General features: G+C 37.0%; 9 protein-coding genes, 1 tRNA gene and 1 other RNA gene. All 11 read right to left on the reverse strand.

Annotated elements, in window-relative coordinates; translation table 11 throughout:
- Positions 1-573 precede the first annotated feature (573 nt).
- The 11 genes from recR to gltB all read right to left on the reverse strand — a co-directional run bounded on the left by recR (position 574) and on the right by gltB (position 15,171).
- Positions 574-1,170, reverse strand: coding sequence for a recombination mediator RecR (recR, locus tag HS848_RS09740; RefSeq protein WP_103165590.1), 597 nt, complete (start codon positions 1,168-1,170; stop codon positions 574-576).
- A gap of 6 nt (positions 1,171-1,176) precedes the next feature.
- Positions 1,177-1,494, reverse strand: coding sequence for a YbaB/EbfC family nucleoid-associated protein (locus HS848_RS09745; protein ID WP_107508217.1), 318 nt, complete (start codon positions 1,492-1,494; stop codon positions 1,177-1,179).
- A gap of 159 nt (positions 1,495-1,653) precedes the next feature.
- Positions 1,654-3,372 carry a DNA polymerase III subunit gamma/tau gene (dnaX, locus tag HS848_RS09750; RefSeq protein WP_198612179.1) on the reverse strand — a complete coding sequence of 573 codons (1,719 nt, stop codon included), beginning with the start codon at positions 3,370-3,372 and terminating at the stop codon, positions 1,654-1,656.
- A gap of 168 nt (positions 3,373-3,540) precedes the next feature.
- Positions 3,541-4,071, reverse strand: coding sequence for a GNAT family N-acetyltransferase (locus HS848_RS09755; RefSeq protein WP_198612180.1), 531 nt, complete (start codon positions 4,069-4,071; stop codon positions 3,541-3,543).
- A 184-nt stretch (positions 4,072-4,255) separates the two neighbouring features.
- Positions 4,256-4,525, reverse strand: an RNA gene (gene ffs / locus HS848_RS09760) — signal recognition particle sRNA large type.
- A gap of 252 nt (positions 4,526-4,777) precedes the next feature.
- Positions 4,778-5,527, reverse strand: coding sequence for a trehalose operon repressor (gene treR / locus HS848_RS09765; protein ID WP_198612181.1), 750 nt, complete (start codon positions 5,525-5,527; stop codon positions 4,778-4,780).
- A gap of 29 nt (positions 5,528-5,556) precedes the next feature.
- Positions 5,557-7,194: an alpha,alpha-phosphotrehalase gene (gene treC, locus HS848_RS09770; protein WP_198612182.1), complete on the reverse strand. Its 1,638-nt coding sequence runs from the start codon at positions 7,192-7,194 to the stop codon at positions 5,557-5,559.
- A 105-nt stretch (positions 7,195-7,299) separates the two neighbouring features.
- Positions 7,300-8,742, reverse strand: a complete 1,443-nt coding sequence (treP, locus tag HS848_RS09775; protein ID WP_198612183.1) for a PTS system trehalose-specific EIIBC component — start codon at positions 8,740-8,742, stop codon at positions 7,300-7,302.
- A gap of 231 nt (positions 8,743-8,973) precedes the next feature.
- Positions 8,974-9,066 (reverse strand) — tRNA-Ser (locus HS848_RS09780).
- Between the two features lie 102 nt (positions 9,067-9,168).
- Positions 9,169-10,632 (reverse strand): glutamate synthase subunit beta, encoded by a 1,464-nt coding sequence (locus tag HS848_RS09785; RefSeq protein ID WP_198612184.1) that lies wholly within the window; start codon positions 10,630-10,632, stop codon positions 9,169-9,171.
- An 18-nt stretch (positions 10,633-10,650) separates the two neighbouring features.
- The gene (gltB, locus tag HS848_RS09790; RefSeq protein ID WP_198612185.1) at positions 10,651-15,171 is read right to left on the reverse strand and encodes a glutamate synthase large subunit; all 4,521 of its coding nucleotides are present in this window, start codon (positions 15,169-15,171) and stop codon (positions 10,651-10,653) included.
- Positions 15,172-15,264: the final 93 nt, after the last annotated feature.

Consider the following 15,264-nt stretch of genomic DNA (forward strand, 5'->3'; position numbering starts at 1 on the left):
CAGGATCAAACTCTCCATAAAAATTTATGATGTTTGATTAGCTCATAATACTAAATAATGTTTGTAACATTTAAGTTACTTATTGGAATTAACGTTGACATATTGTCATTCAGTTTTCAATGTTCATTTCGTTACCACAAGAAATAATTATACTCGCTATCGATTAGAAAGTCAATAACTTTTTGAAATTATTTTTTGAAGTGTTTTTAATGTTCGTTGATTTGTTTCGTTCAACAGATATATACTATACAGGCTTTCTAGCGATTTAACAACTGTAAAAATTACACTAACCATCTCTAAAAAGTCATTATTTGTTCCCAAAAACGAACTTTATCTGTTTCAGTAAACGAATAGTTTGTTTAACAATACTCAAAACAATATAATTACCCTATATATCACTAACTAAGCAACTAAATAACAAACTTTAAAAAATTTACATGTTTTTTAAATAAAATTAAAAAATCGCTATATCTTAGAGTACACAGTAGATACGCCTTAGCTCTTAGGCTTCTACGATAGTATGTCATCCTATCTCATACCACATTGTTCTCTAAAATTTAGCGACTTCTTTGTTTACATTTCTGTTCTACCAGCTATTGCTTTAGATAGCGTTACTTCATCAGCATACTCTAAATCTCCGCCTACTGATAATCCTTGAGCTAATCTAGTTACCTTAATACCAATTGGTTTAACCAATCTTGAAATATACATTGCTGTTGATTCACCTTCAAGGTTTGGGTTCATAGCTAGTATAAGCTCTTTAACTTCTTCGTCTTTTAATCTATCTATTAATGTAGGAATGTTAATATCTTCTGGTCCAATACCATCCATAGGTGAGATGGAGCCGTGTAAGACATGGTAAAGTCCTTTGTATTCTCGCATCTTTTCCATAGCAATAACATCTTTATCATCTTCGACTACGCAGATTACTGAACGATCTCTTTGTTTATCTTCACAAATATAGCAAGGATCTGTTTCAGTAATGTGACCACACACACTACAATAGGTAAGTTCACGTTTAACATCTACTAAGGCTTTCGCAAATTGGACAACATCGTCTTCTTTCATATCTAAAGTATGAAACGCCAGACGTTGAGCCGTCTTGGGTCCAATGCCTGGCAGTTTCATGAAACTATCTATTAATTTAGATATGGGTTCAGGATAATGCATCTACAATTACATTCCTGGGATGTTTAAGCCTTGAGTGTGTTTACCTAAACGTTCTTGTGTTAAGTCGTCTGCTTTATTCATCGCTTCGTTAGTTGCAGCTAATACTAAATCTTGTAACATTTCGATGTCATCTGGATCTACCGCTTCTTCTTTGATTTGAACATCGATTACTTCTTTATGACCAGTAACCGTAACTGAAACCATGCCACCGCCAGCTGTTCCTACAATATGTTCATCTTTAAGTTTTTCTTGTTCTTGAGCCATTTTCTTTTGCATTTTTTGCATTTGTTTCATCATTTGTTGCATATTTCCGCCACCGCGCATAATATCATTTCCTCCTTAAATGTATCGACATTATCTTTTAATTTATATTTTATTATACATACGTTTATATTTGTTGTCATGTGTTACTGTTTTCCAAAATGCTTCACTTTAGATAACTACATTTTCCCAAAAATAAAACGTCTTTCTTCTATATAAGTGTTATTCATCTATTAAATGTACGGTATCTTCTCCGAATAAGTCTCGTGCTTTTTGTGCTATATCTGCTTCTTGCGTTTCCTCTTTAGCATTAGAATCAGAAGAAGCATCCTCATTCTCTGACTGTTTACGGTTATTGATGTACTCTGAACGTACTTTCATCCATTGATCGGAAGGCACGCCGACGACTTCAACATCTTTATTAATAATATTTCTAACCACGTTTTCAATACTACTACGTTTTTCCTCGTCTTTATTAACGATTTCGCAATGGATTTCTTCTTCAAACTGAATTAATACACGTTTCGAACTAGCAGCGACTGGAATAGAATTTTGTAATAAGCTCACTAATGATTTTTTATCATTACTTTTAGCGTAATCTACTACTTCTAACCAATGTTTTTTCAATAATTGAATATCTTCTTTGTTCGCTTCATCAAGTACTTTCGCAATATTTGTCATTGAGAAGGTATCTTTACTTTGTCGTTTACCTCTACGATTTGAATTAGACGTATTGCCGCTTCTACTATTATTAGCTTGTGGTACACCTTGTGCTTTGAGTGTTTTCAATTCATTCTCAAGTTGTTCCATGCGTTGTAATAATACTTCATTATTCGGCTCTGACGCTACATGTGTTGTTGCCACATTTTGTACCGTTTCAGGTTGTGATTTTACCATTTCAGCAATTTTCACCAATAGAACTTCAAAATGCACGTTCTGATTAACACTAAATCGAATTGAAACCAATGTGTCATTAATGATATCAATCATGTGATATAGAGTTTCTAAATCAAAGTTCATCAACGCATCATGTTCCGCTTCAGATTCAACCGTTTTATTCATAATCGTATCTCGTACAAAGTAAATCATATCATTGATCAAACGATTCACTTCTTTACCTTCTGCAGTAAAACGATGATAACGTGTGAAGGCCTCTTTGACATTACCTTCTACTACATCTTTAAACAAAGCATTAAGTGCAGCTTCATCGACACTACCAGTAACATCAAGTACATCTTGTAGTTTTAGATGTTCATCACCAAAGGCAATAGCTTGGTCCATAATACTTAGCGCATCACGCATACCGCCTTCTGAAGCTTTCGCAATAAATTCTAGCGCCGCTTCATCATAGTCTAAACTTTGTTCTTCGGCTACAAAGCGTAAACGGTCAACTATCTGTTCTGTGCCAATTGCTTTGAAATCGAAACGTTGTGCACGTGAAATAATAGTAGGTGGAATTTTATGGGGTTCAGTTGTTGCTAAAATAAAAATCGCATGTGCTGGAGGTTCTTCTAATGTTTTTAATAAAGCATTAAAAGCACCTGTAGTAAGCATATGAACCTCGTCAATAATATACACTTTATATTTTGATTCACTAGGTGCGTATTTAACTTTATCCCTAATATTTCTTATCTCATCGACACCGTTATTACTTGCGGCATCTATTTCAATAACATCGCCATTTGTCCCTTGTGTAATCCCTTTACAAATTGCGCATTCGTTACATGGCTCTCCATCTTGAGGGTTCAAACAATTGATTGCTTTTGCGAAGACCTTAGCAATACTTGTTTTACCAGTACCACGTGGACCACTGAAAATATAGGCGTGAGATTGTTTACCTTTTGAAATAGCGTTTCGCAACGTCTTAGTTACATGTTCTTGACCGACCACATCGTCAAAGCTTTGGGGTCTGAACATTCGATACAAAGCTTGATAATTCACATTCGCACCTCCGTTAACAATTACTACCCATTATATCACGCAACGACTTCTAGAATTCAATTAATTTCTTATAAGATTAGGACATTTTGATGAGACTAAGGCTCGCTAATTAATTCCTCAGACCGTAAACTATAAATGTTCTAATCTCATGTAAATGATTAACTCAAATTAACCTTCTTCGCTACTTCTATGCACAGTTCCATGTGGGTAGTCATTTAATTGATCCCATAAAAACTTCACGCGAATTGTAGAAGCGTCAGCATTTTCCGGAAAAATATGATGTTCCTCAGCTAATTCATAGCTAAGTTGTTTAAAATAATCGGAACTATGACTTACTATAATCGTAGTGTAATGTTGAGATTTAGCGCGCTCTTCAATAGCTTGAACTAACGCTTTCCCTAGTCCTTGATTACGCACATCAGGGTCAACAATTAAGGACACGACTTCTAACGCTTTATAACTATCTTCTTCTGCTACAAGCGTCACTTCACTCAACATAATATGGCCAATAATAGCAGCGTCCTCATTCTTCGCTATCACTTCTAATTCATAATTATAGGTCGGTGCTTTACGTAGATTTGAAATAAGCTTACGTTGCGCTTTGCCGTCTACTCCTGCCTGAGCGTCATAAATCTCTTCAATCTTATTTAATGTTTCAGCGTAGTCCACCTCAGTTAACGTACTTAAATAAATTTGCATAAATCCTCCCCCTATTATCTGTCTTTTATTTTTTGAAAATGATTTCTCAATACAAAGACAAATTATTTTTCTAAATTATCCAATCACTATACCTTCTCATTTTATACAAAAAAGGAGCGACTTTGTATTCAAAGCCACTCACTTATCATTTATATGTTAAACGTAGTTATATTTATTAAAAAAACCGTGCACCTTCGAATCGAGTGTGTATCATAAACGTTACCGAAGTCGACAGCTAAATCTCGGCTACCCTACGGCACATATGGGGATCCACTTAATGCTGCTTCCGTCAGGACCTGACATGATTCATGGGTTCATATTGCATAGGACCGAAATCTTCAAACACTACGTGCTTCGGGCAGACTTCACAAAGCCACACCCTCAACGAAGGAATTAAGTCTCGCATAAAGCGGTTTTCGAGTACAGGGAACCGCTACCTCCCCACCTAGCACGGTAAGTTTTATAATACTATAAACAGAGTTCCTTATGCAAGTTTAAAGTTCAATCTATTTATAAAGTTGAGACAAAAATGTTTAGGATTTAAGTAGAAGCAAATGATAAGTAAAAATATTATTTTCTAGTCTACGATTAGGCAGTAGTTGTCTGAAATGAAGAGGCGTTCGAGCCTCACTTTCTTCATTTCTAGTCAACCTTGCCGGGGGGACAACGAAATCTTAGAAATTTCATTAGATTTCTGTCTCACTCCCTAGATTTCTGTCCCATTTCCATCTTTATTTTTATGTCGTCTTGAGAATTCATTGAATTTAAATTCTGTGGCTAAATGTTTAGACACGTTATATTGAAATTGGGTCGTGTCTTTAAGATAGACCACACTTCTGACTGTCGCTGTATAAGGAGGTTCGATATTTCCAAAAACATCATATTCTCGTTCAGTAAACGGTTCAAACGTGATAGATTTATTTGAATAACTAATCTCCAGGACTAATTCATTTTCCAAATAATTATAAATCGAATCTTGCGCTACAGTATTCGAAATCTCTGGTACTACTGAAGCTAAGAAATAGTCTTCATCTAAAATCTTCGTCTTGCCATTAATATTGCGACTTCTAATCACATGGATAAGCTTATCATTCGAGTTAAGACCTAATTGTTGTTTAATGTAAGGCACTTGTTCCGCTTCAATTACTTCATTAACTAGCACTATCGTGTCGTGTTGTAAGCCTAGTTCTTCTTTCACTTCTTTGAAACTGATTAAATCTGAAAAAGGGAATTCAGTCATTTTTTGATCAATGACGATAGACCCTTTGCCTCTAATCTTTTGAATCATACCCTCTTCCGCAAGTAAATGAAGTGCCCTTCTTACCGTTTCGCGCGAAGATTGATACTGTTCTAACAAGTCGTGTTCTGACGGTAACTGTTCTCCATATGAGTAAGTCCCATCAATGATAGACTGCTTTAACGCTTCGTATATCGTTATAAATTTTTGTGCTGCCATATGCTTTCTCCGTTATTAACTCAAATTTCTTACTCTTGTAACTCAATTACTATAGCGCCAAACCCTGATATGTCCCCATTTTCGATAGAGCCATTTTGCATAATAATATCGCCTGTAGTATTAAGATCTTCAGGTAGTTCAGCCGTTTCTTTTGAAAAGTTAGCAATCACTAGCCAAGACTGATTGTTATAATGTCGGCGATAAATAAATAATTGAGGATGTTCCATATAGAGTGGTTCAATCTCACCATAAGTAATAATATCATGTTCATGTCGCAACGCTATAAGTTGACGATAAGTCTGTAAGATAGAATGATTATCTTCAATAGCCGCTTCTACATTTACGTTTTTATAATTATTAGGGATGTCAATCCAAGGTGTGCCTGTAGTAAATCCTGCTTGATGACCTGCCGTCCATTGAATAGGCGTACGGGAATTATCACGTGATTTTTGTCCTAAAATAGTCAGGATTTCATCTTCGGCTAAGCCTTTATGTTTTAAATTTGTATACGCATTTAATGATTCAATATCTCGATATTGTTGAATCGTATTAAAATGTGGGTCGGTCATGCCAATTTCTTCACCTTGGTAAATATAAGGTGTACCTTGCAACATGTGTAAAGCAATAGCTAACATCTTAGCACTTGCTTGGCGGTTCTCTTCAGTTGAATCATCTCCAAAGCGTGAGACGACACGTGGCTGATCGTGGTTACACCAGAAAATCGCATTCCAACCGCCACCTTGACTGATGCCGACTTGCCATTCCATAAGGATTTCTTTTAGTTTTAGAAAATCTAACTTCGCATTCGACCACTTTTCTCCATTAATATAGTCGACCTTCAAATAATGGAAATTGAAAACGCTGCTTAATTCTTGACGGTCAGGACGAGTATAGTTAATGCAATTCTCAATCGTCGTCGATGACATTTCACCTACTGTCATCATATCTCTATCTCCAAAAGTTTCACGATTCAATTCGTGTAAATACTCATGTACGCGTGGGCCGTCTGTATAGAATTCTTTCCCAATTTTCGGAGAATCTTTAAATTCACCTTTGGAAATAAGGTTAATCACATCGAAACGGAAGCCATCTACACCGAAATTGATCCAGTGATTAACGACGTCATAAAGAGACTGACGCACTTCTTTGTTATCCCAATTTAAATCCGCTTGTGTCACGTCAAATAGATGCAAATAGTATTCATCTGTAGCTTCATCATATTTCCAAGCATTCCCGCCGAACTTAGATTCCCAGTTAGTTGGCGGTCCGTCTTGAGAAGGTCTAAAGAAGTAATAATCACGATACGGATTATCTTTTGAACTGATTGCTTCTTTGAACCAGGAATGTTCAGTAGAGGTATGGTTGATGACGATATCTAACATGACTTTCAAGTCACGACGATGTGCTTCAGTGACTAATGTTTCAAATTCTTCTAATGTGCCGAATTGTTCGTTGATTTTGAAATAATTACTAATGTCATATCCATTATCATTCATTGGAGATTCATAGATAGGCGTTAACCAAATATAATCGACGCCTAAGTATTGAAGATAATCCAACTTTTCAATAATACCGTTTAAATCCCCTTCGCCGTTACCTGTTGTATCATTAAATGACTTGGGATATATTTGATAGACGACTGATTTTTTTAAATCTTTCTGAGCCATAAGTATTCCACCTTCTCTAAAATTTAAATTTTATTTTTTAAAAGCAAAAGACGTTCAAGAACTTGTAATGTGTTGCGTGAACGTCTTTATAGTTGTTATATATGATTATTTTGATTCGTCAGGCGTTTCGACCATTTTCTTAGCTTTAACCGTCGTAAATCTTGAGAAAATAATTGTTAGAATGGCAGGTACAAATACAGCAAGGAAGGTTACTGAAAGATAGACTAACCAGTATTCACTTTGAATAGAAATGAAAGCTGGGATGCCACCAACACCGACGCTACCTAGTACTCTGTTTGCGCCCACAATAGCACCTAACACACTTGAAGTACAAATTGCTGCGAAGAAAGGTACTTTTAACGGTAAATTCACACCAAACATCGCTGGTTCTGTTACACCTAGGAAGGCTGATACGCCTGATGTTAAGGCTAAACCTTCTTCTTTCACCATTTTACGACGTCTATAAATTAACCATGCACCGAATGCAGCTGAACCTTGGCAGATATTTGAAATAGCGACAATTGGCCATAAGTATGTACCGCCTAATTTGCTGCCCATTAATTGGAAGTCCACGGCTAGGAACATGTGATGTAAACCAGTGATGACTAACGGTGCATAGAAGAAACCATAAATTGCGCCACCTAACCAACCGGCATGTTCAAAGACGAATTGTACAGCGCCTGTAATAGCTGTTCCAATTGCTAATGCTACTGGTCCAATAATAATAAATGATAAGAACCCTGTAACAAGTAATGCAACTGGACCTACCACAAGCATTTTAATAGAATCATGGACGACTTTATTCAGTGCTTTTTCTATTAAGGCCAAGACATAAGCAGCAATTAATACTGGTAAGACTTGTCCTTGATAGTTTAACTGTTTAATTTCTAAACCAAATAAGTTCCAAGTAGGGATATGGCCTTTAGCGATGTCGTATTGTGACACAAGTTGTGGGTTCATTAAGATTAAGCCAAGGACTAACCCTAAAATAGGACTTCCGCCAAACACCTTCATACTACTCCAACCAATTAAAGCTGGTAAGAAGATAAATGCTGTGCTCGCAATGACATTAATAATATTTGAAATATCACCAAGTTGTGGATATTGCTCTACAAGTGGCTTAGCTCCAAATAAATCTTTCATCGTCAAAAGGTTATTAATCCCCATTAACAAACCGGCTGTCACCAAAGCAGGTAAAATTGGAATAAAGATATCTCCCAATAGTTTCACCAATCGTTGTAAAGGATTACCTTTTTTAGCTGCAGCTGCTTTTGCTTCTTCTTTTGATGCTTCTTCTGCGCCAGTTTCCGCTATAAATTGTTTATAAACCTCATCAACCGTACCAGGACCAATAACAATTTGATATTGGTTATCAGCTTTAAATTGACCTTTCACTAGTTTATTATCATCTAAGGCATCTTTGTCTACTTTGTTATCATCTTTTAACACTATACGTAAGCGCGTTACACAATGCGTCGCGGCATTGACGTTCTCTTTCCCACCTATCGCTTTAACGATATCTTGGACATCTTTTCGTTTTACAGCCACACCTTTCACTCCCTTAACTTTGTTGCCTAAAGTATAACTTGTCTAGACAAGTTTTGTAAAGGCTTTCATTTAACTGTCACAAAGTTTATTGTGAGTTTGAAAAAGTGTATTAACTAAGGAGACGGGCTATCTAACATTCCAAAATAAAGACAAACAAAAAAGACAAGTACCCATCTACTTATGAGTACTTGTCTTTTTTATATTTTTATTAGTCTTGGATTTTAATTATAATGGCGGAGGAAGAGGGATTCGAACCCCCGCGGCCCGTTAAGGCCCTGTCGGTTTTCAAGACCGATCCCTTCAGCCGGACTTGGGTATTCCTCCAATAAACACAATAACTATCATACAGCGTTATCCATTGGAAGTCAACCTTTTTAATTTTAAATTATACAATTTTTTTATCATCTCAAGGCTTTAAAAGCCGTTTTACACTAAGATTCGTTGTTTTAAGTACTTGTCCACTGATTGAGCCACGGCGCGTCCCTCTTTAATAGCCCAAACTACTAAGCTTTGCCCTCTTCGTGCATCTCCTGCAGCAAAAATCTTCTCTTGGTCAGTGCGGTAATCGATATCGTTTGCGACAATCTTATTTTGTTGTGTCGCCACGTCAAATGCTTTTGGAAGTGTTGAGTCTACACCTTCGAAGCCAATTGATAAAAGTACTAAATCCGCTGGCCAATGTCTTTCAGTGTCATCCATGACTACCTTACCATCTGATGTTTCTTCTAAGATTTGAGTGTAAACGCCACGAATATTACCGATAGAATCGACATCATAACGCATGGTTTGTACACCATAAGCACGTGGTTCTCTACCAAAGCGTGTTTGGTATTCCTTATGTGCGTAATCCATCTTAAATACAGGTAACGCTAAAGGCCAAGACGTGTTTCTTTCAAACTTATTTGCTTCTAATGCTCGACTATTTTTATCAAATTGAACAATAGATTTACAGTTTTCACGCAAAGCCATAGCTACACAATCTGCGCCAGTATCTCCGGCACCAATCACAATAACGTTTTTATCTTTCGCTGTAATCGTAGGTTCATCAATTTCACCATTAAGTAATTGCATTTGTTCAGTAAGATAGTCCATAGCAAAATGTATACCCTGACCAATACGCCCTTCTAATGGTAAGTCGCGTGCTTTCTCAGCACCTGTACACAAAATGATTGCATCATATTGTTGGTCGAGCTCTTCTCGTGTGATGTCTACCCCGATGTTAACACCCGTTTTAAATACTATGCCTGCCTCGGTCATTAACTTAATCCGTCGCCGAACTACAGCTTTGTTTAGTTTCATATTAGGTATACCGTACATGAGTAAGCCACCAGGTTCTGCTGCTTTTTCAAATACTGTTACCTGATATCCTTTGAAATTTAATTCGTCAGCCGCTGCAAGTCCAGATGGCCCGCTTCCAACAATAGCCACTGATTGGGCTAAACGTTTAGCCGGTTTCTTTGGTTTAACCCAATCATTATCAAACGCTTCATCAATTATTGTCCGTTCGATCCCTTTAATCGCTACTGCTTCACGATTAATCTTCATTACACATGAATTTTCACATGGTGCTGGACACACGCGTCCTGTAAAGTCCGGAAAATTATTAGTCTCACTTAATCGGTGGTAAGCCTCTTTGAAGTCTTGATGATAAACCAAGTCATTCCATTCAGGAATATAGTTACCTAATGGACAGCCAATAGTTTCCCTTTCAAAAGGAAGGCCTGTCTGACAAAATGGTGTACCACAGTCCATGCATCTTGCACCTTGTACTGAAGCATCTTCACATGAGAAACATTGTTGAAATGCCTTATGGTGTTTGATGCGTTCAGCTAATGATAGTTCGGACAGTGTTTGTCTTTCATATTTCATAAACCCTTTAAATTCGCCCATAACAGTGTACTCCTTCCTTTAGTATATAACTGCTGGCTGTAAGGCTTGATCAATTGATGTACGTTCATCATAAAAAGCTGCCAGTTTCGCTTCATCTAACTGAGGTAAACGACGATGTTGTAATTCGATTTTTTGCATCATTAATTCGTAATCTTTTGGTATAACTTTTACTACACTATTTTCTACATTTTCAAAGTGACTTAAAATAGCTTTAGCTTTCGTACTTTGTGTATAGCGATAGTGTGCTTCTAACATGCTTTTAAGCAATTCTTTTTCTTCTTCATAACTTACTTTCTTAAACGCTAGTGTCGGCAATGTATTTACACGTTTAAATTGCTCAATATCACTTAGGAAAATGTAACAAACCCCGCCACTCATACCTTGACCAAAGTTCTTACCTACATCTCCTAGTATTATCACGTGTCCCCCTGTCATATATTCCAGACCATGATCCCCAATTCCTTCAACAACAACATCGACGCCACTATTACGGATACAGAATCGTTCTCCAGCTTTACCATTAATGTAGGCTTTGCCTCGTGAAGCACCATAGAAACATACATTTCCTACGATAATATCGTTCTCTCGTTGTGAATTTGGTGCTTTGACAACTACTTCGCCTCCTGAAAGTCCTTTTCCAACATAATCATTCGCATCCCCCGTATGATGAATGAATAGACCTGGTGGCGCAAAGCCTGCTAAACTTTGTCCCGCGTGTCCTGAGGTGTAAGCAGTAATTGTGTGTGGTGGCAATCCTTTGCTACCGTGTTGTTGGGTAATATAACTACCTGTAATGACTCCAACATCTCGTTGTTCATTATTAATCACATAACTTTGTTCAAATTTTTGTCCATCTTCAATACTTTGTTTAACATCTCTAAATAAATAATTTAAATCGAAACCACTGTCTAAGTGATGATTTTGACTGATTTCTTTAGTATTCGGCCCTTCGACTTGATGTAATAACTTATCAATATCGAGTGATGCCGCTTTTGAGTTAGGGTTAATTTGACTCGCACGTTGTAATAAATCTGTACGACCTACTAGCTCTTTAACAGTCTTTAAGCCCAGTGAAGCGAGTATTTCTCTCAATTCTTCAGCTATAAAGTGCATAAAGTTAACGACATGCTCTGCTTTACCTTTGAACAGTGCTCTAAGATCTTTATTTTGCGTAGCCACCCCTACAGGGCATGTATCGTTATGACAAACTCTCATCATAATGCACCCTAATACGACAAGTGGTGCAGTCGCAAATCCAAATTCTTCAGCACCTAGTGCGCACGCTAAGGCTACATCTCTACCTGTCAATAACTTACCGTCAGTCTCTAAACGTACACGACTACGTAAGTCATTTAATTTTAAAGTCTGATGCGTTTCAGCTAAACCGAGCTCCCATGGTAACCCAGCATGTTGAATACTCGTCTTAGGTGAAGCACCAGTGCCCCCGTCATAACCACTAACTACAATTTTATCGGCAAACGCTTTAGCTACCCCTGAAGCAATAGTGCCTATACCAGTCTTAGAAACTAATTTCACTGCAATATCTGCCTCTTTATTCGCATTCTTTAAATCATGAATTAACTGTGCTAAATCTTCAATTGAATAAATATCATGATGTGGTGGTGGCGAAATTAAGCCAATCCCTGGGGTTGAACCACGTGTTTCAGCAATCCAAGGATACACTTTAGTACCTGGTAGTTGTCCCCCTTCACCAGGTTTCGCACCTTGCGCCACTTTAATTTGAAGTTCACGTGCATGTTGTAAATAATCGCTTGTTACCCCAAAACGTCCGGATGCTACTTGTTTAATAGCACTTGCTAGTGAGCTACCGTCTGGTTGAATTTCATAACGTTTAGGATTTTCTCCACCTTCACCGCTATTACTTTTTCCACCTAATCGATTCATCGCCTGAGCCAGTGTTTGATGTGCTTCTTCTGAGATAGAACCGTAACTCATTGCTCCCGTATTAAAACGTTTTACGATAGCGTCAATCGATTCTACTTCGCTAATATCAATTGGTCGTTGCGTTTTGAATTCTAATAAATCACGTAAATGGTCCGTTCTATGGGTATGAACTGCATGAGTAAAGGCTTTAAATTGTTGATAATCATTGTCCCGACAAGCATGTTGTAATAAATGAATAGTAGTTGGATTAAACACATGATGTTGCCCTTGTTGACGCCATTGGAATGTACTACCTGATTCTAAATACTGTGCTTGGTTATTTTGACGAGCTTTATTTTCAGTATCAATTTGTTGAATGCTAAGACCCGATAACTTAGATTGTGTACCTGCAAAATACTTATCGATAACGCTTTGTGATAGGCCTACCGCTTCAAAAATTTGAGCTCCTTGGTAACTTTGGACTGTCGAAATGCCCATTTTCGCCATAACTTTAATTATACCTTCAGATAACACATCGGTGTACGTTTTAACATTGTCGGCAATAATCCCTTTAAGTCGGCCACTATCAGTTAAATGCGCAATAGTGTGTTGTGCTAAATACGGAATCACCGCATTGGCACCGTAACCGAGTAAACAAGCGACATGGTGTACTTCGCGCGTTTCACCCGATAAAGCGATTAAACTTGTCTTCATACGTAAATCTTCTTTAATTAATAATTGATGAATATGACTAATAGCTAATAACATAGGCATGGCATAGCGTGGTTTCTCTACGTCTCCAATAGCCATATTAGAGATAAGACTGCTATCATCAAGAACTAAAATAGTATAGCCTTCACGTGTTGCTTGAATCGCTTCTGCGCCTAAACGTTCTAATGCTGTTTCCAAATCTTCATGATATAGAGTGGATAAATGTTTCACGTCAAACTGACTTTGTTTAATCTTATCTAATTGTGTGAGTGTTAAAACAGGCTTTGACAGTTGAATTCGATTTAACACTGATGGATCAGGACGCAATAAATTACCTTCGCCACCTAAATAAGATAATTCACTTGTTACAATCTTTTCTCGATATGCATCAATAGGTGGATTCGTTACTTGTGCGAATAATTGTTTAAAATAATTGAATAACGATTCCGGTCGCTCATTTAACACGGCAAGTGGCGCATCATAGCCCATCGCTCCAATAGGATCTTTTTTACCTACGACTAAGTCAGTCATATATTTATTGATGTCTTCTTTGGTGTAACCAAACTGTTGTTGTAGTTTAAAGAGTTGTTGCGATGCTAATAAAGATTGATTATATATAGTTTGATCTAATTTCAAATCAATTTTATAGTCTTCAAGCCATTGTTGGTATGGATGGCGACGTGCTATATGAGATTTCAAATCATTGTTTTCGATAACCTTATGTGATTTGAAGTCGACTAATAACAATTTCCCTGGATTTAACTGTCCTTTAAAAGCAACATTATCTTCTGGTACATCTACGACACCTACTTCAGAAGAAAAAACGATAAAGTTGTCTTTAGTAATAGTGTAGCGTCCAGGACGTAAGCCATTACGGTCTGTTAATGCGCCAATTTTATCCCCATTACAGAATGAAATCATTGTTGGTCCATCCCAAGGCTCAATTAAATAACTATAAAATTCATAAAATGCTCTAATATGCGCATCATTTGATTTGTTATACAACCATGGTTCTGGAATAAGTAACATAGCAGCTTCTTCAGGTTCCATGGCTAAAGATAGGAATTCTAAAGCATTATCGACGATAGCTGAGTCACTACCATCTTCATCCACAATTTGTTGAATTTTGTAATGCTCATCCCCAAATAAAGTTTTAATTAGTTGACGTTGACGTGCACGCATCCAATTTACATTACCTTTAATAGTATTAATTTCACCGTTATGCATTAATAAACGGTTGGGATGCGCACGTTTCCAGCTTGGAAATGTATTAGTACTAAATCTTGAGTGCACAAGTCCCAACTTTGATTGATACATCGGATTATTTAAGTCTAGATACAATTTTTTAATTTGGTCAGAACGTAACCAGCCTTTATAGACAATGGTCTTATGCGACAAACTTGTGAAGTATAATTCTAAATCTTGAGTTTCTGCATAGTGTTCGATTTGTTTTCTAGCTAAAAATAATTGTTTTACAGGTGTTGGATGTGCTGCTAAATCTATAAATACCTGTTGAATATGTGGCATGGTTGCTACTACATGTGGAGCAATCGCTTGTGTATCAACTGGCACATCTCGATAGCCAATCACCTTTAACCCTTCATCTTCAAAATAGTGATTGAATTGCGTTTCATGGCGTGAGCCCGCAATCTCCTCTTTAGAGAAAAAAAGACCTACCGCATATTCTCCTTCGTTAGGTAAGTTAAGGTCGACATGTTGAGCGAAGAAGTCAAATGGAATTTCCGTCATAATACCAGCGCCATCACCAGTTATACCGTCGGCGCCAACCCCACCACGATGGTCTAATCTACGCAACATTTCTAATGACTTTTCTATAATATCGTGAGATCTTAAATTATCCATATTGGCATAGAATCCAATACCACATGCATCATGTTCCTCACGGTAGTCATATAGCCCTCTTTTTAATTCTTCATCAAACATGATGCCCACTCCTTTTAAGAATTTTCAGAAAATTTACTATTAATAATAATTAATATAATGTAAAATAACTATCTGAACAATATATTAAATAGA

The sequence above is a fragment of the Staphylococcus caledonicus genome (genome assembly GCF_016238465.1).
Taxonomy (GTDB): Bacteria; Bacillota; Bacilli; order Staphylococcales; family Staphylococcaceae; genus Staphylococcus; species Staphylococcus caledonicus.

Excerpts from the sequence above, each read along its gene's own strand:
- HS848_RS09785 (WP_198612184.1), bottom strand. The coding sequence starts at position 10,632 with ATGGGCGAATTTAAAGGGTTTATGAAATATGAAAGACAAACACTGTCC.
- recR (WP_103165590.1), bottom strand. The coding sequence starts at position 1,170 with ATGCATTATCCTGAACCCATATCTAAATTAATAGATAGTTTCATGAAA.
- treR (WP_198612181.1), bottom strand. The coding sequence starts at position 5,527 with ATGGCAGCACAAAAATTTATAACGATATACGAAGCGTTAAAGCAGTCT.
- HS848_RS09755 (WP_198612180.1), bottom strand. The coding sequence starts at position 4,071 with ATGCAAATTTATTTAAGTACGTTAACTGAGGTGGACTACGCTGAAACA.
- gltB (WP_198612185.1), bottom strand. The coding sequence starts at position 15,171 with ATGTTTGATGAAGAATTAAAAAGAGGGCTATATGACTACCGTGAGGAA.
- treC (WP_198612182.1), bottom strand. The coding sequence starts at position 7,194 with ATGGCTCAGAAAGATTTAAAAAAATCAGTCGTCTATCAAATATATCCC.
- HS848_RS09745 (WP_107508217.1), bottom strand. The coding sequence starts at position 1,494 with ATGCGCGGTGGCGGAAATATGCAACAAATGATGAAACAAATGCAAAAA.